This is a genomic window from Rhodopirellula baltica SH 1 (assembly GCF_000196115.1).
Lineage (GTDB): Bacteria > Planctomycetota > Planctomycetia > Pirellulales > Pirellulaceae > Rhodopirellula > Rhodopirellula baltica.
The window spans coordinates 1,306,960-1,326,927 of record NC_005027.1 but is presented as its reverse complement, the minus strand read 5'-3'; the positions used below and the strand labels follow the sequence as shown (position 1 = coordinate 1,326,927).

The following is a 19,968-nucleotide window of genomic DNA, read 5'->3' as shown; positions in this document are numbered from 1 at the left end:
CTCCGGCAAATGACCCGTCGATCCGTCACCTGGGTTGGTGGTGTGGATTGTAAAACTACAGCCGGAGGGGGGCGTCCCCGCGGACTCGCCGCGGCGCCTAGCCGAGAAGCCTACCAAAGTCGGAAATTCGTCACAATGCGTTTGTTGGTCTGGACACCCCGCCGACGATTGTTTTACAGGCGACGAACGTGAGGCATGACACGTGATCTGAAACCCGTGAACGGATCGCAGCCGCCCAACCACCGAAATCCTCGGTCCATCGGCAGCGATCCTTCACCGACACCAACCACCCAATTGAGATATGAACCTGAATTTTTTCGACTGGCTACGAGACGGCGTTCGCCAATCCGTCATCCTGGGCGTGAGCGACGCGGTCGAGCAAATCGGCACTCCTGACGAGTCGTCCGAAATCAACCCGCAAGTCGCGGCGTTGTTGCAGGAACCCACCGCAGGCAAACAAGCCCTGCCGGCAAAGAAGGGCACTCGCTCGACCGGCCGAAAAGCCGCCCCGCGGAAACGGCTGGGCAAGTCGCTGCAGGAATTGAATCCGCCGGCGAAATGATCTCGCCCGCGAGACAGCCACTTCCGGCGAACATACCCACGCTGGCCTTCCACGGCCGGCGAAGCCAAATCGTCGTGCAAGAAGCCTGACCGGCACGCTCGACCGAGGCACCAAGCAAACGCCCCACGTGGGCTCGCGTGGTGGCGATTTTTGGCCAAATCGGGTTAGAATCAGAATCGAACGTTCGCTTCCATTCAGAACGATCCTTTCCGCCCGTTCCCCAATGAGACCACGCCCGATGTCAAAAGGCCGGATCACGATCCAGGACATTGCCAATCGAGCAGAAGTCTCCAAAAGCACGGTTTCGCGAGTCCTCAACAGCCCGCTGATTGTCCAAGCCGACAAGCGCGAACGCGTGATGGCGACCATGGCAGAACTGGGCTACGAACCCAACCAAGTCGCTCGATCTTTGGCGGGCGGCCGATCGATGACAATCGGGATCGTGACACAAAACATCGGCACGCCGTTTTATGACTCGGTCGTGCAAGGTGTGATGCAAGGGCTCAATGGGACCGGATTCTCACCCATCGTCGGCGACGCGATGCTGAATCAGAATTTGTTTCTCGACGCCGCCCGAACTCTGATGGGACGAAATGTCGACGGATTGATTTTGATCGCGGGCGACACACCCTCTGAAAAGATCGAAGAGCTCGGCGAAGAAAAACCCACTTTGGTCGTCGCCCGAGAAATGCCGGACTGGGATGGCGCGAACATCGCAACAAACAATTTCCAAATCGGCGCCAACGCAACCCAGACATTGCTCGACCACGGTCATCGAGAAATCGTCCACATCGCTGGCCCAGCGAATCACATCGATGCGATCGGCAGGCTTGCCGGGTTCCGGCACGCGATGCAGCAGGCTGGTATCGAGGTGACTGATGACCACATCATCCACGGTGACTTCCACGCGGAATCGGCTGCGGAAGCGATCGAGACCTTGGCTCAACGGGGTGTGCCTTACACCGCGATCTTTGCCGCGAATGATCTGATGGCATTCGGTGCAAGACTGGCTCTTCATCGCCGGCAGGTTTCCGTTCCCGATCAGGTCTCGTTGATTGGCGTGGATGATCAACCCGAATCGAAGTGGATGGTGCCACCACTGACCACCATCCGCCAACCCGGCAAAGAGATGGGCCAGGCCGCAGCGACCGCGATCATCGCGATGATCAACGGCAGCGAACCAGACCTTCCCAAACTGGGCGGCGACGTCGTGCTACGCGAATCAGTTCGCCAGCACCCCAGCTGACCACGAACCGTGACGCCATGACCTCAACAAAAGACCACCGAGCGACTGTAGGCCGTACCGAAGCGATAGCGGAGTTACGGCAACCACCAGCCGCACCCAAACCGTAGCCCCCGGCCCAACAATGCACCCAAACCCAATCTCGGTGAAGCACCACCGAGCAACATCGTAGGCCGTACCGAAGCGATAGCGGAGTTACGGCAATCCCCAGCCACAACCAACCCACATCCCTCGGCCCAACAGCGAACTCGACGCCGATCTCGGCGAAGCACCACCGAGCTACAAACTGGGGCTTTCCCTCAAAACAACCACGTCTCCAGGTGCATCATCCAAACCAGCACCAACATCAATAACGTGATTAACGAAACCGTCATTCGCGTCGCCCACTTGTGCCCCGATTCGACTCGCAAACCGCGAGCGTAGAGCACAAACGATGTCCCAATCATAATCGTCAGCACGTTGACGCAGACCAAGATCAGCGGCCCAAAGACCGGCCATCCACGCTCGGTCGATTCCCAGACATTGAATGATGCCTGCAAACCCGCGGTCGAAATGGGCGGCACCAGCGCCGCCGCGATCGCCGCTCCCGCCAAAGCCGACGACAAATGGCTTCGCGTGCGAGCGTAAGAAGCGGCCATGCCACCAACCAAACCGACACAAAAATCCAACGGCGACGGATTGCAACGGCCCCACATCTCATCCGTCACGACTGGATGATGCACCAACCGAACCAGCAATCCGAACAGGAAGCTCGATCCGAACGCACCCGCGAAACCAATTCCGATCGACAGCAGCGAACGCCGGAACAACGGACGATTGCCGTGAGCCAGCGATAACCCCGCACCCATGATCGGCGTCATCAAAGGAGCAATCAACATTGCACCAATGATCACGACCGCCGAATTTTGCAGCAAACCAAACGCGGCCAACATCGCCGCGGCCGAGATCAAACCGAGGAACTCCAAACTGGGCTCGGACCCTTCCTCGAGAGAACGAGCCAACTCCAACCGAGCGTCGCGATCCATCGGTTCGGCCACATGACTGGCCCAATACCGAACGCTCGCCGACAACGATTGGTTCCAACTCTCTTTCTGACTGACCAACGCCACCGAAGCTTGGGTCGATTGCCCTAGCAACGCTCGTGCAACTTTATAGTGCGGCTCAGACGAAGGTTTCGAACCGAACGGCACCCAAATCAAATCACCACGGTCACAGCGCTGCCGCTCCAAACTCAGGGCTTTCGCAATCGCCGCATCCACTGGATCAGAATGCTCTGACGTAGATTTGGATGACGACTGACTTTGCTTGGCCAGTTCGGTCAACCACTCGTGCCCCAGATGTAATCCGGGATCCACCCCCAACAAACGCCGCGAGATCCATCGCGTCACTTTGTCAGACGAATCGTCGATCGAAAAGACATGGCGAGAGGACTCGGGCGGCGTTCCCTTCGAACTCAGCCAAACCGATTTGATCGCACATCGATCGAACAACGTCGCTTGAAAACGGTCGTCATCCACATCGTCGACCATCAACAACAAACGCGAATCCCACTTGGCCAACTGCAGCGAGATCGCTTCCACATCGGATTCGACCCGCTCGACGCGATGGGGTGATTTCGTGGCCGCTTGCTTGGACGAACCCAGCCCGATTTGCTCCAGTTCCTTTTGACTGCGAAGCTCCAGCGTCCGGTGATCCAGTCCCAGCACCAGAACGTCCGCACGCAACTTCATCGATTCCGCGAATTGACGAAGCCAAGGCAGCCCATCAGCCAACTGCTTTTGCGAACCGACCAGCAACGTGACGCTCATGCCCGCTTATCCAACAAACTTGCTGCGGCTTCGTCCAACACAAACGTGACACTTGGATGCTGCTGAAGGAACGAGGCCGGCATCTGCGGCGCGACCGGGCCGCGAACGGATCGCTCAACCGCCTCCGCTTTCGACTCGCCGGTTGCAATCAAAACAATTTCACGAGCTTCCAAAATGGTCGCGATTCCCATCGTGAGCGCCCGCCGCGGAACGTCCTCGGGTGAATCGAAGAACCGAGCATTCGCGGCGATGGTTTCCTCCGTCAAATCCACCACCCGCGTGCGACTGTCCTCCGTCGCACCAGGCTCGTTGAATCCGATGTGCCCGTTCGCTCCCAAGCCCAACAACTGCAAATCGATGCCGCCGGCCTCGGCAATCAACGCCTCGTATTGACCACCCGCGTCCGACAGTTCATCCGCTGTGCCCTTGGGCAAATGCGTTCGCTCCGCATCAAAATCCGTTTCGCCGAACAACCGAAATCGCATGTAAGCGTGATAGCTTTGCGGATGATCGGGTAGCAACCCAACGTACTCATCCAAGTTAAATGTGGTCGCTTGCGAAAACGAAAGATGACCTGCGTTCACCTTTTCGACCAGAAGTTCGTACGTTCGCTCGGGAGTGCCACCAGTGGCCAGACCAAGAACGCTCGCTGGCTTGCGACGAATTTGCTCGACGATAAATCCCGCCACTCGCGCTGACGCCGATTCGTGGTCGGGAACAATCTCTATCTCAATCACGTTGATTCCGCCCACCCATTCAAAAAGGAATGCTGAGTCACGCCCACTGTTTTTCAGTTTCAGCGACCGCGTCGGTCAGCCATCTTCGCATCGAATCGCCGGGCAAGTCAGCCAAACGATCACGAACCCACTCGGGCACAAACACTCGCACACGCTTGACATGATTGTCGAATTGGCGATTAGCTAACACGGACGCAACGGGCGAAACATCACCCAGTGTCGCGACCTCGCCCGACCGAAGCACGATGTCGATGTTGATGTCGACCTCCAGCTTGACCGGTGGAGCATCGATCAGAACCAATTCCGGCTCGACGGGTTTCCCAATCGCATCGCCAATGGATGTGGCCAACGGTTGCGAACAAGACGCGAGCCACCAATACGGACGCCTCGCCAGCATCTGGTGCATGTCTTCGCCGGACTCGACGTTGAACTGCGCCGCTCGCTTGAGCAACTTCCGTGTCGGCCCGAACAATCCATCCGCCAAACTCTTCACCGGCCCACCACGACGATCCGCGGCATCGACAAACTGCCTCACCCAAGCTGACTCACTCAGGTCCATCCACTCGGTGATGTCGGCTTTCTCGCCACCGGCAGATTGCTGCAATTCGTGAACAGCTCGCTGCAACATCGCGGTGGCTGCACGAACCGTGTGATGCCAATAGACTTCGCTGAACATCACATAACGACCGAAGACCATCATCTCCGCCGCCGTGCGTCCTTTTTCGTGAATGGCGAGCTTCGGCCGATCCGGATGCCGAACCAACGAAGCGATGATTCGCATCGGATCAAAGTTTCGGCCATACGGAACTCCCGCATGCAGACTGTCGCGTTGCAGGTAATCCAATTTATCGACATCGATCGGCCCACTTAAGCAACTCGCATAAAACGCGATGTGCTCCGATGAAGTTGCCGCTGGGTACTGATCGATCTTTTTCGGACACACGATCGCCATGACGTCATCGGCGGTGCACGACCAGTCCGCTGCCAGTGCGTCGGCGAGAGGCCCGGAACGCAACATCGCTTCGACACGTTCCTCGTGCCGCGGCATACCGGACTGGCCCATGTCTTCGATGGGATGGCAAAACGGCCAATGACCAGCGTCATGCACTAAAGACGCAACGATGAACGACTCAGAAGCACGCATGTCCTCGGCGATTTGGTTCGCTGAGCCTTGTTCCACTGGGCTCTGTTGGCCAACTTGATTTAGTACTCGCAGCGCCCAGGTGTAGACGCCGAGCGAATGTTCCAACCGGCTGTGCATCGCTCCCGGATAAACCATCGAAACCAACCCGAGCTGGCTGATCGACGCCAGTCTTCTCATCGGGGAGGTGTCGATCAACCGTTGGACGCGAGCGGTTACTGGTACATCCATCGCGGGCGGAATCCGCAACCGCGATGGCCCGCGATCCATCAAATGCACTTCAGGAACAGACACAGAATTGCAGTCGCTCAAACGGACGAGCCCTGAACCGTGCCAGCCAGTTGTCCGATTCGATCGATGGATGCTAATTCAGCCACCCCGGTCATCTGCATCGGGGAACTCAATTGCACGAGATCATCAACGAACTCTTCGTCTTCCCAATCTGGATCGAGTTCTCGGCGAGCACCGGGTTGCCCCGCGAGCGAAACGCCCGCGATCAGGGCCAGCAAAATCACGGTGACGAAGTACAAACCTGACTGAGCCAAGCCGCTGACGAATTCCAACTCAAAAGCCCCAACCGAAACCGCCGCTCCAATCAGGATCATGACAGAAAAAACGATCCCGGCCGTCGTCCATGACATTTCGTTGGCATGATCCAACTCCAACACATACGCGGGAACGAATGCGTAAACCAACCAAATCGCGGCGTAAACGGCCGAGCAGATCAGGACTCGGTTGCGTAGTTCGACTCCCGCATAGGGTTCCAATTCTGCGTCGTGGACGAAACTGTAGCCCGTTCGAACCACGGGCGGTGCAAGCAGCAAAATCCCGATAATCTGAGCCCAAAGCGGAGCCCCACCCATCGCAAAACGGAACCCGAGAGCTAGAAAGAGCATCCCAAGTACAACGCCTGCTGCGATATAGAGGTGCCGCCGCGTGAAATCTCGGTCTTTCCGAGTGATCGGCTTGAGAACACTCTGCCCCTTCGAATCCTTCGGCCCATCGTCCTCGGGCGCGTGGATTGTGACGGCTTCCGAAGCGTCGGGGACCCGAATCGTTTTTTTGCAGGCGGGACATGGCCCCTGCTTCCCAGCAAACTTGTCGCTGACTTGGAACCGTTTCAGACAATTTGGACAAGTGACTTGAATCGGCATGGGGGGCGGCGAACCGGTCGAATCGGGACGAAAATATCAGACGGCGGTGCACATTGTGACGGCCGAAAACGAGCGAGGTGTGGGTTGTAGCGAGAGCTTAACAGAAAATGAATCCGATTACGCCAGCACTCGCGGGTTCGCCGGTCCACAATCCGGGACACCGACTAATCTTCATCGCATCCCCTGGAAATTGCTCCGCCGCCCGCTCAGCGTGCTATGGATTGAGTAGCTTTCCACGCCGCTGCTGATGTGCCCCAACGGGGGCGATCAAAAGTTGTGGAGGGGGAAGCGAATTTGATTCAGGAAGCTAAAATGGACCTGAACCAGATACCTTGAAGTCGTGCAATGCGTGCAGCCCCACCAGGTCGCACACGGTGTCGCGAGTTTGAGCACTTAACAATCATCCAGATGTGGAAAGTCCGATTAGGCGACGAATTCACTCTGGCTGAACTTTCCGGCCCACCGGCGGTGACAATGAAACAAGTGTCACCCAAGTGGACGAAGTCCGCGCTGACCAAACGATTTCCCAGTCCACATTGCTGCGTCCCAACCACACCCCGCCGCGTCAGCAAGGCCAGCCAAGCCTCCCGTAGGCCAGGTTCCACCTGGCACCCCAACCGATGCTTCCGCCAGGAAGCGAGCCGTCCCCACCGAAGCAACTCCCCGTGGCCCTGAGCCCCTGCGGCCCTTTCCCACTTCCCAACAATGCCCCAAAAGATCTTCGTTGCTGGACACCGAGGCATGGTCGGATCGGCCATCCTCCGCCGGTTCGCCCACCGCGATGACCTGCAAGTTGTCACGCGGACTCGGACCGAACTGGATCTTTGCAACCAAGCCGCTGTCAACAAGTTCTTCGAATCGGAACGCCCCGACACGGTCATTTTCGCAGCAGCCAAAGTCGGCGGCATCCACGTCAATGCGACCTACCCAGCCGATTTCGCCTACGACAACACCATGATGGCGGCCAACGCCATTCACGCGGCGTTCCAGACAGGTGTCTCTCGGTTCCTGTTTTTGGGCAGCACCTGCATTTACCCTCGCATGGCACCTCAGCCAATCCAAGAAGACGCTCTGCTGACCAGCCCACTCGAAGAAACCAACGAAGGATACGCCCTGGCCAAAATCATGGGGCTGAAACTCTGCCAGTACTACCGGCAACAACATGGTGCCCTCTTTCACAGTGCGATGCCAACCAATCTGTATGGCCCGGGCGACAACTACCACCCCGATAATTCACACGTGATCCCAGGCCTCATTCGCCGCTTCGACGACGCTGCGAAAGAGAACGCCAATTCGGTCACCGTTTGGGGCAGCGGAAAACCTAGACGCGAATTTCTGCACGTGGATGACTTGGCCGCCGCAGTCGAACACCTGCTCCAGCTCGAAAACCCTCCCGACTGGGTCAATGTTGGCACGGGGGTCGACCTGACAATCGCCGACCTCGCACGAAAGATTGCCGACGCAACTGGTTTTGAAGGGCAAATCGTTCAAGACGCCAGCAAACCCGACGGAACGCCCGTCAAATGCACCGACATCAGCCGAATCCGGTCCACCGGCTGGCAGCCGACCATCCGTCTGGACGATGGTCTCACACAAACAGTCGCCGACTATCACCACCGAATCCAATCCGGCGAAGTCCGCTCGGTCTAGCAGCCTGTCGATTTAGTCGTATAGCGAGTGAAAACAATTAGCCGATGGGCGTTAGCCCCGGTTGGCACTTACTTCACAAATCCACCCTCCCTCTGGGAGGGTCGAGCGAAGCGAGGGGAGGGCTACCCACCGGGTTTTAGGTTCGCCCTCCCCGGCCCGAAGTGGGCCGACCCTCCCTGAGGGAGGGTGAAGTAAATGCCATTCAGCGTTAACCTCGGTTGGCGTCTGACTAACCGCCGCTAACGCGGTACGGCTCATTCAATCAACAGGCCGCTAGCCCTCCCGTCACCAATCACCCCCTGCCTCCGCCCGCTGTCGCAACCCGCCACGTAAGCAAGGCACTCCCTCTGATTCTGTAGCCGGATTCGCCAGAATTCGAAAAACCCACACCGTGGCCGACATCCAGAACTCTGACGGGCAAGAGTGCCCATCCTACTGGCATGGAAACGTCGTTGACGACCAAGTCGACAAAACGGTCAGCAAGACATCCTTCCTTCATAACCCGCCGCGTTAGCAAGGCACTCCCTCTAAATCCCTAGCCGGATTCGCCAGAATCCGGAAAACCCTAAACCTGTGGCCCTGAGCCCCTGCGTCACTTTCCCACTCATCCCAGCCATGACCAAAACCGCACTCATCACCGGCATCACGGGCCAGGACGGCTCCTACCTCACCGACTTGTTGCTCGAAAAAGGCTATCAGGTTCACGGGATCGTTCGTCGCAGCAGCACCTTCAACACCGACCGGATTGATCACGTCTACAAAGACCCGCACGAGTCGTCCAACCTGCACTTGCACTATGGCGATCTGACCGACGGTCAAAACATGACCAATCTCGTCTTGGACATTCAACCAGACGAGATCTACAACCTCGGTGCCCAGTCACATGTTCGCGTCTCTTTCGACTCGCCTGTCTACACGGTCCAGACCGTTGGCCTCGGCTCACTCAATGTGCTCGAAGCCGCTCGCCAACTCAACAAGCAAAAAGCGACTCGCGTTTACCAAGCCAGCAGCAGCGAAATGTTTGGCGATGTGATCGAAACACCTCAAACTGAAACGACACCGTTTCAACCACAAAGTCCTTATGCCTGTGCCAAAGTTTACGCTTTTCACCAAACGGTGAACTACCGGCACGCTTATGACTTGTTCGCCAGCAACGGCATCCTGTTCAACCACGAATCGCCACGTCGAGGCGAAACGTTTGTGACTCGCAAAATCACGCGTGCCGCCACGCGAATCAAACTCGGACTGCAAGACAAACTGTATCTTGGGAACCTCGACGCCAAACGAGACTGGGGCTATGCCAAAGACTATGTCGAAGGCATGTGGCGAATCCTCCAGCATGACGAGCCCGATGACTTTGTTCTGGCCACCGGCGAAACTCAAACCATTCGCCAATTCCTCGACTATACCTTCGAAGCTTTGGATCTGGATTGGAACAAGTACGTCGAGATCGACCCTCGCTACTTCCGCCCCACCGAAGTCGACCTGCTACTGGGCGACTACTCCAAAGCCAAAACCAAGCTTGGTTGGGAACCAGAAACCAGCTGCAAACAACTGGCCGAATTGATGGTCGAACACGACCTCGAACTCGCCAAAACCGAGTTGGCACAAAAGTCACTCTCATAACTGAAGCGTGAAATAGGCTTCCAGCCTGTCATCCCCCCGGGGCCCACCCATAGGCGATGAAGGCCACTTCGTCGCCCCCCAATTCCCCACCAGATTCATTAGCCGCCGAGCGTTAGCTCCGGTTCCCAACAGCACGCCCAACCACGTCAGCAAGCCCCACCCCGTAGCCCGGATTCGCCAGAATTCGGATCCCCGTCGGCCACTCCCATCACAACCCGCCGCGTCAGCAAGGCGGCTCTAACGAGTAAGCCAGATCGAGCCAGCGACGCTCCGCCAAGGTAACAATTGCCGGATGTGTGTCGCAAAGCCGCCTTCATTCGGCGATCGAATGCGTTCATCCTGAGTCCCTGTGGTCCTAAGTCTCTTTGACCCTCACAGACAGGCAGGAAGCCTATCCCACTTTCTTTCCCCGAAGCGATCGCCTCTTCTCTTCATGCCAACAGACTTCACTTCACGGATTCAAGATCGTAGCGCCACGGTGGGTGTTGTTGGACTCGGCTATGTCGGTCTTCCCCTCGCACTCGCCTATGCTGGCGGCGGGTTCAAAACAGTAGGATTCGACATCGATGACAAGAAGACGTCGGCAATCAACGCTGGCACCAGCTATATCAAACACATCTCGGCGGACTCCATCGCCACGGCGATCCAATCCGGCAATCTCGCCGCCACAACAGACTTCAGCCAAATCCGTGAAGTCGACGCGATCATCCTGTGTGTTCCCACGCCGCTGGATGAGCACTTTGAGCCCGACCTCTCCTATGTTGTGAGCACGATCGAATCGATCCTGCCACATCTGCGTGCAGGGCAAACGATCAGCCTCGAAAGCACGACTTACCCTGGCACCACCGCCGAGGAACTGGTCACTCGTATTGAAGCCGCCGGCCTGACCGTCGGCACCGATGTACACGTAGTCTACTCACCCGAGCGAGAAGACCCCGGCAACCCCGAGTTCGCCGCCACCAACATCCCCAAAGTCGTCGGCGGTCACACGCCAGCGTGCCTGAAGGCAGGCGAAGCGCTCTACGGCAGCGTTTTCGATCAAGTCGTCCCGGTCAGCAGCACACAAGTCGCCGAGTTGACCAAACTGCTCGAAAACATTTATCGCAGCGTCAACATCGGGTTGGTCAACGAATTAAAACTTGTCGCCGACCAAATGGGCATCGACATTTGGGAAGTGATCCAAGCCGCCAGCACCAAACCCTTTGGCTTCAAAGCCTTTTATCCCGGCCCTGGACTGGGCGGTCACTGCATCCCGATCGACCCGTTCTACTTGACTTGGAAAGCCCGCGAATTCGGCGTGCACACACGGTTCATTGAACTGGCCGGCGAGATCAACCGAGCGATGCCCACGCACATCGTTCGTCGCTGTGCAGACGCCTTGAACCAAAACAAAAAAGCCCTCAACGGCAGCAAGGTGCTACTGGTTGGCCTGGCCTACAAACCCAACGTCGACGACGACCGAGAATCACCCTCCTACGAACTCCTGGATCGCCTGACCTCGCAGGGTGCTGAGGTCGACTACCACGATCCGTATGTCCCCGTCATTCGCCCATCGCGAGAGCACTCGCACTGGGCCGGCAAACCCAGCGTCGCCTGGGACGAAGCAACCATTCAAGAATACGACCTGGTCCTGATCTCGACTTGGCACGATTGCCTCGACATTCATGAACTCGCCCAATGGTCGACTTTCATCGTCGACACCCGCAACGCCACTGCCAAACTGCCACCCGAACTCCAAACAAGAGTCCTCAAGGCCTAGTGGGATAGGCTTCCATCCTGTCATACCCTTTCAGCAGGTAGCAGGCTGTTGATTTAGTCGCATACCGAATGACAATCATTAGCCGTTGGGCGTTAGCCCCGGTTGGCGCCTAATCAACCGCCGCTAACGCGGTGCGGCTCAATAAATCAACAGTCTGGTAGGCGACAAAGGCCTCTTCGTCGCCCCCAACACCAACCCTATCAGCCGCCGAGCGTTAGCTCCGATTCCCAAGAACCGATCGACAGGCTAGAAGCCTGTCATCCCCTTTCAACAGGTAGCAGGCTGTTGATTTAGTCGCATACCGAATGACAATCATTAGCCGTTGGGCGCTAGCCCCGGTTGGCGTCTAATCAACCGCCGCTAACGCGGTGCGGCTCAATAAATCAACAGCCTGGTAGGCGACGAAGGCCTCTTCGTCGCCCCCAACACCAACCCTATTAGCCGCCGAGCGTTAGCTCCGATTCCCAGCAACCGATCGACAGGCTAGAAGCCTATCCCAGTGTCCTCCGAGCACGCACCGGGTGGCTCGCGCCACTCCGCTAATACAACCTGAGTTCCTGTGGCTCTGAGCCCCTGAGTCCCTTTCCCACTCCATATGCCTACCGCACTCATCACTGGCATCACCGGGCAAGACGGCTCGTACCTGACCGAGCAACTGCTCGACCGAGGCTACACGGTCCACGGCCTGGTCAGGCGGACCAGCAACACGGTTCGAACTCGACTCGACCCGCTGTTCCACAACAAGGGCGTCTACAACAAGAGTTTGTTTCTGCACTATGCGGACCTGGATGATGCGACCACCATCCGCCGCGTGCTCGTCAAAACTCAGCCCGACGAACTGTATCACTTGGCCGGGCAAAGCCACGTGGGTGCCAGTTTCGACATCCCCGAATCAACGTGCCAGTTCACCGCAATGGGCACGCTCAAATTGCTTGAAATTCTTCGCGACCTCGAGAAACAACCGCGGTTCCTGCACATCAGCAGCAGCGAAATCTTCGGTCGCCCCGACGAATTTCCTCAGCACGAACACACGCCAATGCGACCGGTCACGCCGTATGGCGTCGCCAAGACCTTCGCGACCCAGATGGTCCAGCTCTACCGTGAATCGTTTGGTTTGTTTGCCTGCAACGCGATTTGCTACAACCACGAATCACCACGACGGGGCGAATCCTTCGTCACCCGAAAAATCACCAAGGCTGCCGCGGAAATCTCCCTGGGCCTGAACGACGAAATCGTGCTCGGTTCCCTCGATGGACGCCGCGATTGGGGCAGTGCTCCCGAGTACACCACCGCCATGCACCTGATGCTTCAACAAGACGCCCCAGATGATTATGTCCTGGCCACAGGGAAAACACATAGCGTCGAAGAGTTCCTCGACGCCGCGTTTCGAAGCGTCGGTCTCAAGTACAAAAACCACCTGAAACAAAACCCCAAGTACATGCGACCGGCAGAAGTCACTCGCCTGGTCGGCGACCCAACCCACGCCAAACAACGACTCGAATGGACCCCCACCACGACCGCTCTCGAGCTAGCCAAACAAATGACCGCCGCTGACGTTGAATCGCTGAAGTGATCAGCCTCTAGCAACTAGCGATTAGCTTTAAGCTTTTCATAACCCGCATCGTCAGCAAGTACTCCAGCCTCCTGCCGGCATTTGTCATAACCCGCCGCGTTAGCAAGGCCACTAGGTAGCGGATTCGCCAAGAACCGGATTCCACCTTCTCAGCCGCCGAGCGTTAGCTCCGGTTCCTTCACCACCATAACCCGCAGCGTCAGCAAGTACTCCAGCCTTCAGCCGGCTTTTGTCATAACCCGCCGCGTTAGCAAGGCCACTACGCAGCGGATTCGCCAAGAATCCGGATTCAACACCTCAGCCGACGAGCGTTAGCTCCGGTTCCTTCACCACCGTAACCCGCAGCGTCAGCAAGGCCCACGCGCAGCCGAATTCACCAGAATTCGGACCATGCCTGACCATCCCATCATTTCCCCAACCCGTAGGCGACAAAGGCATCTTTGTCGCTCACTCCCTACGTCGCCACCCCAAAACACCACCGAGTCAGCAAGCCTAAGTGTGGGATAGGCTTCCAGCCTGTCATCCCCGAAGCATCAACAATCGCCCGCCGACCTGTAGGCAACGAAGGCCCGTTCGTCGCCCTCCAAACCTGTAGGCGACAAAAGCCTCTTTGTCGCCATCCTCACCTATGCCACCTACCACTCCCCAACGACTCCTCATCACCGGCGGCGCCGGTTTCATCGGCAGCAACCTCGTCCGCATAGCTCTGTCCGCCGGCCACCAAGTCCTCAACGTCGACGCCCTGACCTACGCCGGCAACCTCGCGTCCCTCTCTGACATCGAGTCATCCCCCAACTACCGATTCGCGCACGTCGACATCACCGACGCCGCGGCAATCGACGCCACCATCGCCGACTACCAACCCGATGCGATCATGCACTTGGCCGCCGAGAGCCACGTCGATCGCAGCATTGATGGCCCCGGCCAGTTCATCCAAACCAACGTCATCGGCACCTTCAACCTGCTGCAATCCAGCCTCAAACACTACCGCTCACTGGAAGCCGATGCCAAAGACCGCTTTCGCTTCCTGCACGTCTCCACCGACGAGGTCTACGGCAGCCTCGGCGACACCGGGTTGTTCACCGAAACCACGCCCTACGCCCCTCATTCACCGTACTCGGCCAGCAAAGCATCCTCGGACCACCTCGCCCGAGCCTGGCAGGACACGTACGGGTTACCCGTGTTGGTCACCAACTGCAGCAACAACTACGGGCCGTACCAATTCCCTGAAAAGCTGATTCCCGTCGCGATCCTCAAATGCCTGCAAGGCGAACCGATCCCGGTTTACGGCAAAGGCGAAAACATTCGCGATTGGCTGTACGTCGAAGACCACTGCCGCGCCCTGCTCACGGTCATTGAAAAAGGCACTCCCGGCGAGACCTACAACATCGGCGGCAACAACGAACAACGAAACATCGACCTCGTCCACCTGATCTGCAACCTTATGGATGAGCTCTGCCCCAAAGTCCCCTCGCCCCCGGAAATGGGGGAGAGGGCTAGGGTGAGGGGGCAAAAAAACAACACCCCCCGCTCCACTCCAGATGGAGCATCCCGAGGAGAGAGTCAAAGCAACAAAACTTCCCTCTCCACCTCAGGGGGAGAGGGTCAGGGTGAGGGGGAGAGAAGCTACGCCTCGCTCATCACCTTCGTGACCGACCGCCCCGGCCACGACCTCCGCTACGCGATCGACGCCAGCAAGATCCAACGCGAACTCGGCTGGGAACCGCAGGAAAATCTCCAAAGCGGCTTCCGAAAGACCGTCCAGTGGTACCTCAACAACCAAACCTGATGGCAAAACATCCACTCCGGTGACTATCAGTTGTATCGCCTGGAAACGGCCTAGCATCCCATTTCATGACCCGCTGCGGTAGCAAGGCTCGTTCGCCACACCTCCCATGGCCGAATTTGCCAGAGTTCGGACACCACCAGCAACTAGCCCCTCGCCGGTTTCTAACGATTGCGTCGTCTTTGCCCTGGACGTTCCCCCAATCGACCAAACCGCCCGTAGCGGCGATTGCGAAAAGCGAATCCGCAAAACATCCTTCCCCAGCCCTTGAATAAGCGCCCTGGATGAGGTCTCAAAAAAACGAGCAGGTGCCACCCAAACGGACGAAGTCCGCGCCGAAACAAGCGAGCTGCGAGGAGCGAACGCCTCTTGCACCTTCTCGCAACTCGAAGCGGAGATATCTAGCAACTTATCTCCTTCGTCACCGAACGTTCCGGCCACAGTCTTTGCAACGCCATCGACGCCAGCAACATCAAACGTTAGCTCGCCTGGAAATCGCAAAAGCCGTTTCCTCAAGACTGCCCAATGGTTTCTCGACAACGAAAACTGGTTGCAACAATCACCTCCCCCGTCCCTTCAATTCAACCGCGGTTAGACTTCCAGCAATACAATCTAAAAAACATCATCCAAACACCGCACAACCGAAGATGAGTGTTAATCCATGAAACACAGTCACAGAAAATAGTTGGAATCGTCGGGACTAATTCCGGACGACAAGAACAATCGGGCAAACCACATTCGAACCAACCAAGCATCGTGGGAATTCGCACATGACGAACGCACCGAGTCGGTGCCCCGCAAACACGCGAAAACCAAACATCTACTCGCATAAATGACGATTAAAGAAAACCGCCTCCTCAAGGCGACACAGACTACACTAGTATCTCAAGGCTTTCGCATCCTCTCGCTGGCGATTTCTTTAGTAAGTGTACCGCTCTATCTAAAGTGGCTAGGTCAGGAACGCTATGGGCTGATGCTGACAGGCAGTTCCCTCATTGGCTACTTAATGTTCTCAAATTGTGGATTAAACTGGGCCTCGATGCTATTGATAGCACAAGCACATGGCAAAAAAGACCAACCCGCGATACAATCGATCGTAAGAAACAGCTTGTCCCTAGCTGTGTTTTCCGTGCTCGTAGCGGCCTCAATGACACTCATTCTTTACTTTACGCTAGTGGACAACCTAAACGTTCATTTCCTACCGCCCCACCCCGAGATGCCGGGCATTATTCTCGGCCTAGGAGTAGTGGCGACTGTCAGGTTACTTATTTCTCCGATATACAATCTATTCTCCGGCCTCCAAGACACACCGGTTGTTGCAGCCTACCAAGGAATTGCCACGCTGCTGAATACATTGTTCATGATATACGTTGCCTACCTCGGATTAAGTCTTGGATGGTTATTCACCCTGGGAGCGATGGGGACTGTATTCTGCGGGTGCATAGCCGCGATACACTGTTTTTTCAAACATCGTTGGGCATTCGCGATCGGGCCAGTGTGGGAATCGAGACACATTCGCGATCAGTTTCGAAGCGGGGCCAAGAGCCTGGTAATGCAGGTTGGGGTTGTCATGACGACGACGGCACCAGTCCTTTCAATCAGCTCGACCATTGGTCCAGAGTGGGTTCCTCTCTATTCGATTCCAATGACCCTTCTTAGCATTCCACTAAGCTTAATTCTGCAGTTAAACGGAAATCTTCAGCCGGCATACGGCCAAGCAATCGGAGAGGGTGACAAAGAATGGATTCGCTCCACGGTTATGACAATGCTACGAAGAGTATTCGTGTTTCTTGGAATTGTTGGAACGGGATTCATTGCACTCAATTCCCAATTCATCTTCGCGTGGACAGGGGGAGACATTGACGTCTCTTCAACGATGACGATCTGCGTTTTCGTTAGCGGCGGTATTTCGGCGTGTGTGGCAGTTTACCGTGGCGCGTTAGCCGGTATGAACCGACATAGATACGCCGCAATAGGCGATATCCTTTGCGGCTTTGCAACAATTGCTATTGCGCCCATTGTCATCAATACGTTCGGCGTCGCATGGATCGGACTTGCCGCCTCATTCGCCTCGCTTGCAACCGTCGGTTGGATGTTTCCCTTGCAGTTCCGAAGGTTCGCTGGAGATCATGTACAGGGAACTGGATCAAACCATTTCACGATCCCATTGCTTCTAACATGCGTCATGGCAGCAATATCAACTTCGATTTCAAATACATACACAGCGGCACTGCCCCCTATCATCGCAATGACGGCAACCGCATTGTCCTGCTGCGTTGTTTTTTTGTTTGTTGGTTATCGCCTTGGCCTCACGGATGTCCGCCAATTCGTAGGATGGTCAGTTAGACGCATTCAGATCCTGCCACATGCGCAAAGCTAACGGTTTTACTCGGACACTTCGCATGAAAATGTTAGATCGAGTTTTAGCAAAAGTCTCTCACATCCTGGAGGACTCCAGGCTTCGAGCGAGGCAAAGGCATATGATGTCTCTGTTGAGCAGACCGTGCAACGCAATCATTGGTGATGACTGCGTAATCATGAAGCTCGATTCGAAAGGTGTCATAACTATTGGCGAGGACACCAGAATCGAAGGACAGCTCCTAACGCTATGGAATGGGGGGCACATCGAAATAGGATCAAATTGCTTCGTGGGCCCAAACACGCGACTTTGGTCACAGAGCAGCATTAAGGTCGGAAACCACGTCCTCATATCGCATACGGTCGACATCCATGACACCAACTCACACCCGCTAGACAGCGTGGAGCGACGCAAGGACGCCGAGGGCATATTGATTACAGACAAGTATCTGCTGCCAACACAAACTCAGTCAGCGCCGATCGTGATCGAAGACGATGCGTGGATCTGCATGAAAAGCTCGATAATGAAAGGTGTCACGGTTGGAAAAGGAGCGGTCGTTGCAGCGAACTCGGTCGTTACCAAAAATGTAGATCCTTATACAATTGTTGCGGGAACACCTGCGACCATGATTGGAACAACGACATAGAATTGAACTATGAAAAAAGAAATCACAGAAGGACTTGAGCGAATCGTTGGCCGTGCCAGCTCGAATAGCATCGCGCAAAGCCCCGGGATTGCGGCGTTACTGACCGGCGTGGGTAAGCTGCAGGCAACCTTGAATGAACATAGACTCGGTCCCGACGCACCGCTTGCGAAGGCCGAGTTCAAAGTCTTTTCTCAATATGGGGATGACGGAATTATTCAACACCTGATCCACCATATCAACTTGCCGCGGCGACATCAAGTATTTGTGGAGTTCGGTGTCGAAGATTACCAGGAATCGAACACAAGGTTCCTCTTGGTCAATGACAACTGGCGAGGCCTCATTATTGACGGAAGCGAAGTGAATATGAATTCGGTGCAGAACTCAGACCTGCATTGGAAATACGATTTGACGGCAATCGCAATGTTTATCAACCGTGATAACATCAACGACATCATCAAGAACGCTGGGATTTCTGGCCCCATCGGAATCCTAAGTGTCGACATCGATGGAAACGACTACTGGGTTTGGGAAAGCATCGATGTTGTTGACCCCACAATCGTGATTGCAGAGTTCAACAGCGTGTTCGGTGACGAACGCACGATTACAATTCCCTATGATCCAAGTTTCGTTCGACAGCAAGCGAATGATCCGCACCTCTACTACGGCGCTTCGCTTGCTGCGCTTTGCCACCTCGCACAGTCTAAGGGATACGCATTCATCGGATGCAACACCGCTGGAAACAATTGCTACTTCGTGAAACGCGACCGATTGGGCAAGATCAAGGAGTTGTCCGTAAAGGAAGGTTACGTCGAATCTAGATTCAGCGAATGTGTTCGCTCCGGTTCATCCATCCGAATTCGACGCGAAGAAAGACTTGAGTCCATTCGAGGCCTGCCGGTCGTCGACGTACTTACGGGAGAAACCGTTGAGCTTTAGTCACGCGATGAACGGTGTTTTGCAAATATTAGTACGCGAGATTCAACAGTGAGAACAGTGCTGATTACCGGTGCCAGCGGTTTCCTCGGTTCTCTGATCACGAGTCGGTTCGCGAGTGAGGGATGGAAGGTACTTGCGTTCGGACGCTACGGTCCGCGTGCCAAACCGGAAGCTGCTGAATACGAAATGACCGCCTGCAATCTTCCGGACGAATTGCTCGAAGACGCGGTTCGCCGCGAGCGGCCCGACGTTTGTGTCCATTGCGCAGGAAATGCGAATCCACGACTTTCAATGACCGACCCGCTTCATGACTACGAAAACGGTCCACAGCTAACCGCTTGGTTGCTTGACGCGTTCCGACGTCACTCAAACAACACTCGATTCGTGTTCCTCTCTTCGGCCGCCGTGTACGGAAATCCAAAGACATTGCCCATCAGCGAAAAATCAGTCGTCGAACCGCTTTCACCCTACGGATTCAACAAATTCCATTGCGAGTCCCTGCTTTCTAGCTACCGCAATATCTATGGCCTTTCAACGTCCTCTGTTCGCATCTTTTCGGCCTATGGCCCCGGACTTCGACGGCAAGTGATCTGGGACTTGCTAACCAAAGTCGTCAGCCGCAAAGTGATCGAAGTCTCAGGGACCGGAGATGAGAGTCGAGACTTTGTCTATGGCGAAGATGCGGCCCAAGCCATCTATAGAATCGCCACGTTGCAATTGGAACCCGCACCTGTTTACAACTTGGCAAGTGGCCAAGAAACATCTATCAAGACTGCCCTCGAACTAATCTGTGAGACAACCGGGCGAAATCCCGAGATCAAATTTGACGGGCGGAACGCCCCGGGGATGCCACTAAATTGGCGTGCTGACATCGACCTGATCAGCAAGACGGGATGGCGGGCTGAAACCTCGCTTCGCGCCGGAATCACGAAGATCTACGAGTTCGCAAAAAATCGACTTGAATCCTAAGGAAACCCAAACGGCATGT

15 protein-coding genes are annotated in these 19,968 nt (G+C 56.0%); 11 read left to right on the top strand and 4 right to left on the bottom strand.

Translation table 11 applies throughout. The annotated features are described in order from the left end of the window. The first annotated feature begins 301 nt into the window (after nt 1–301). Together RB_RS05010 and RB_RS05005 are read left to right on the top strand one after the other, a co-directional pair. The gene (locus RB_RS05010) at nt 302–562 is read left to right on the top strand and encodes a hypothetical protein (protein WP_007324373.1); all 261 of its coding nucleotides are present in this window, start codon (nt 302–304) and stop codon (nt 560–562) included. 238 nt (nt 563–800) lie between these two features. Beyond that, nucleotides 801–1,808, top strand: a complete 1,008-nt coding sequence (locus RB_RS05005) for a substrate-binding domain-containing protein (protein WP_164921545.1) — start codon at nt 801–803, stop codon at nt 1,806–1,808. A 296-nt stretch (nt 1,809–2,104) separates the two neighbouring features. On the opposite strand, the gene RB_RS05000 is transcribed toward RB_RS05005, so the two are convergent. Genes RB_RS05000 through RB_RS04985 form a run of 4 tightly spaced genes read right to left on the bottom strand, consistent with a single transcriptional unit; the run spans nt 2,105 to nt 6,645 of the window. Then, nucleotides 2,105–3,613 carry a DUF389 domain-containing protein gene (locus tag RB_RS05000; RefSeq protein WP_011118914.1) on the bottom strand — a complete coding sequence of 503 codons (1,509 nt, stop codon included), beginning with the start codon at nt 3,611–3,613 and terminating at the stop codon, nt 2,105–2,107. Beyond that, a complete protein-coding gene (gene nagB, locus RB_RS04995; protein WP_011118913.1) occupies nt 3,610–4,365 on the bottom strand; it encodes a glucosamine-6-phosphate deaminase in 756 nt (251 codons plus the stop codon). Before nagB ends, RB_RS05000 begins: the two co-directional genes overlap by 4 nt. 22 nt (nt 4,366–4,387) lie before the next feature. After that, on the bottom strand, nt 4,388–5,785 hold the full coding sequence (locus RB_RS04990; protein WP_164921544.1) for an HD domain-containing protein: 1,398 nt from the start codon (nt 5,783–5,785) through the stop codon (nt 4,388–4,390). A gap of 14 nt (nt 5,786–5,799) precedes the next feature. Then, entirely contained in the window at nt 5,800–6,645 is an 846-nt protein-coding gene (locus tag RB_RS04985) for a hypothetical protein (RefSeq protein WP_164921543.1), read from the bottom strand. Nucleotides 6,646–7,350: 705 nt separating this feature from the next. On the opposite strand from RB_RS04985, the gene RB_RS04975 reads away from it, so the two are divergent. The 9 genes from RB_RS04975 to RB_RS04930 all read left to right on the top strand — a co-directional run bounded on the left by RB_RS04975 (nt 7,351) and on the right by RB_RS04930 (nt 19,949). Then, on the top strand, nt 7,351–8,295 hold the full coding sequence (locus RB_RS04975; protein WP_011118908.1) for a GDP-L-fucose synthase family protein: 945 nt from the start codon (nt 7,351–7,353) through the stop codon (nt 8,293–8,295). Nucleotides 8,296–8,910: 615 nt separating this feature from the next. Further along, nucleotides 8,911–9,921 (top strand): GDP-mannose 4,6-dehydratase, encoded by a 1,011-nt coding sequence (gene gmd, locus RB_RS04965; protein ID WP_007330038.1) that lies wholly within the window; start codon nt 8,911–8,913, stop codon nt 9,919–9,921. Between the two features lie 433 nt (nt 9,922–10,354). Beyond that, nucleotides 10,355–11,680: a nucleotide sugar dehydrogenase gene (locus RB_RS04960; protein ID WP_193427766.1), complete on the top strand. Its 1,326-nt coding sequence runs from the start codon at nt 10,355–10,357 to the stop codon at nt 11,678–11,680. Between the two features lie 595 nt (nt 11,681–12,275). After that, nucleotides 12,276–13,253 (top strand): GDP-mannose 4,6-dehydratase, encoded by a 978-nt coding sequence (locus RB_RS04955; RefSeq protein ID WP_011118899.1) that lies wholly within the window; start codon nt 12,276–12,278, stop codon nt 13,251–13,253. 628 nt (nt 13,254–13,881) lie between these two features. Continuing rightward, nucleotides 13,882–15,042, top strand: coding sequence for a dTDP-glucose 4,6-dehydratase (gene rfbB, locus RB_RS04950; RefSeq protein ID WP_164921541.1), 1,161 nt, complete (start codon nt 13,882–13,884; stop codon nt 15,040–15,042). Between the two features lie 829 nt (nt 15,043–15,871). Continuing rightward, complete coding sequence (locus RB_RS04945) at nt 15,872–17,419, top strand: lipopolysaccharide biosynthesis protein (RefSeq protein ID WP_011118891.1); 1,548 nt, start codon at nt 15,872–15,874, stop codon at nt 17,417–17,419. After that, on the top strand, nt 17,406–18,044 hold the full coding sequence (locus tag RB_RS28305) for an acyltransferase (protein ID WP_011118890.1): 639 nt from the start codon (nt 17,406–17,408) through the stop codon (nt 18,042–18,044). Before RB_RS04945 ends, RB_RS28305 begins: the two co-directional genes overlap by 14 nt. Nucleotides 18,045–18,053: 9 nt before the next feature. Beyond that, nucleotides 18,054–18,980, top strand: coding sequence for a hypothetical protein (locus RB_RS04935; protein WP_011118889.1), 927 nt, complete (start codon nt 18,054–18,056; stop codon nt 18,978–18,980). A 48-nt stretch (nt 18,981–19,028) separates the two neighbouring features. Then, complete coding sequence (locus RB_RS04930; protein ID WP_011118888.1) at nt 19,029–19,949, top strand: NAD-dependent epimerase/dehydratase family protein; 921 nt, start codon at nt 19,029–19,031, stop codon at nt 19,947–19,949. The last annotated feature ends 19 nt before the right edge of the window (nt 19,950–19,968 follow it).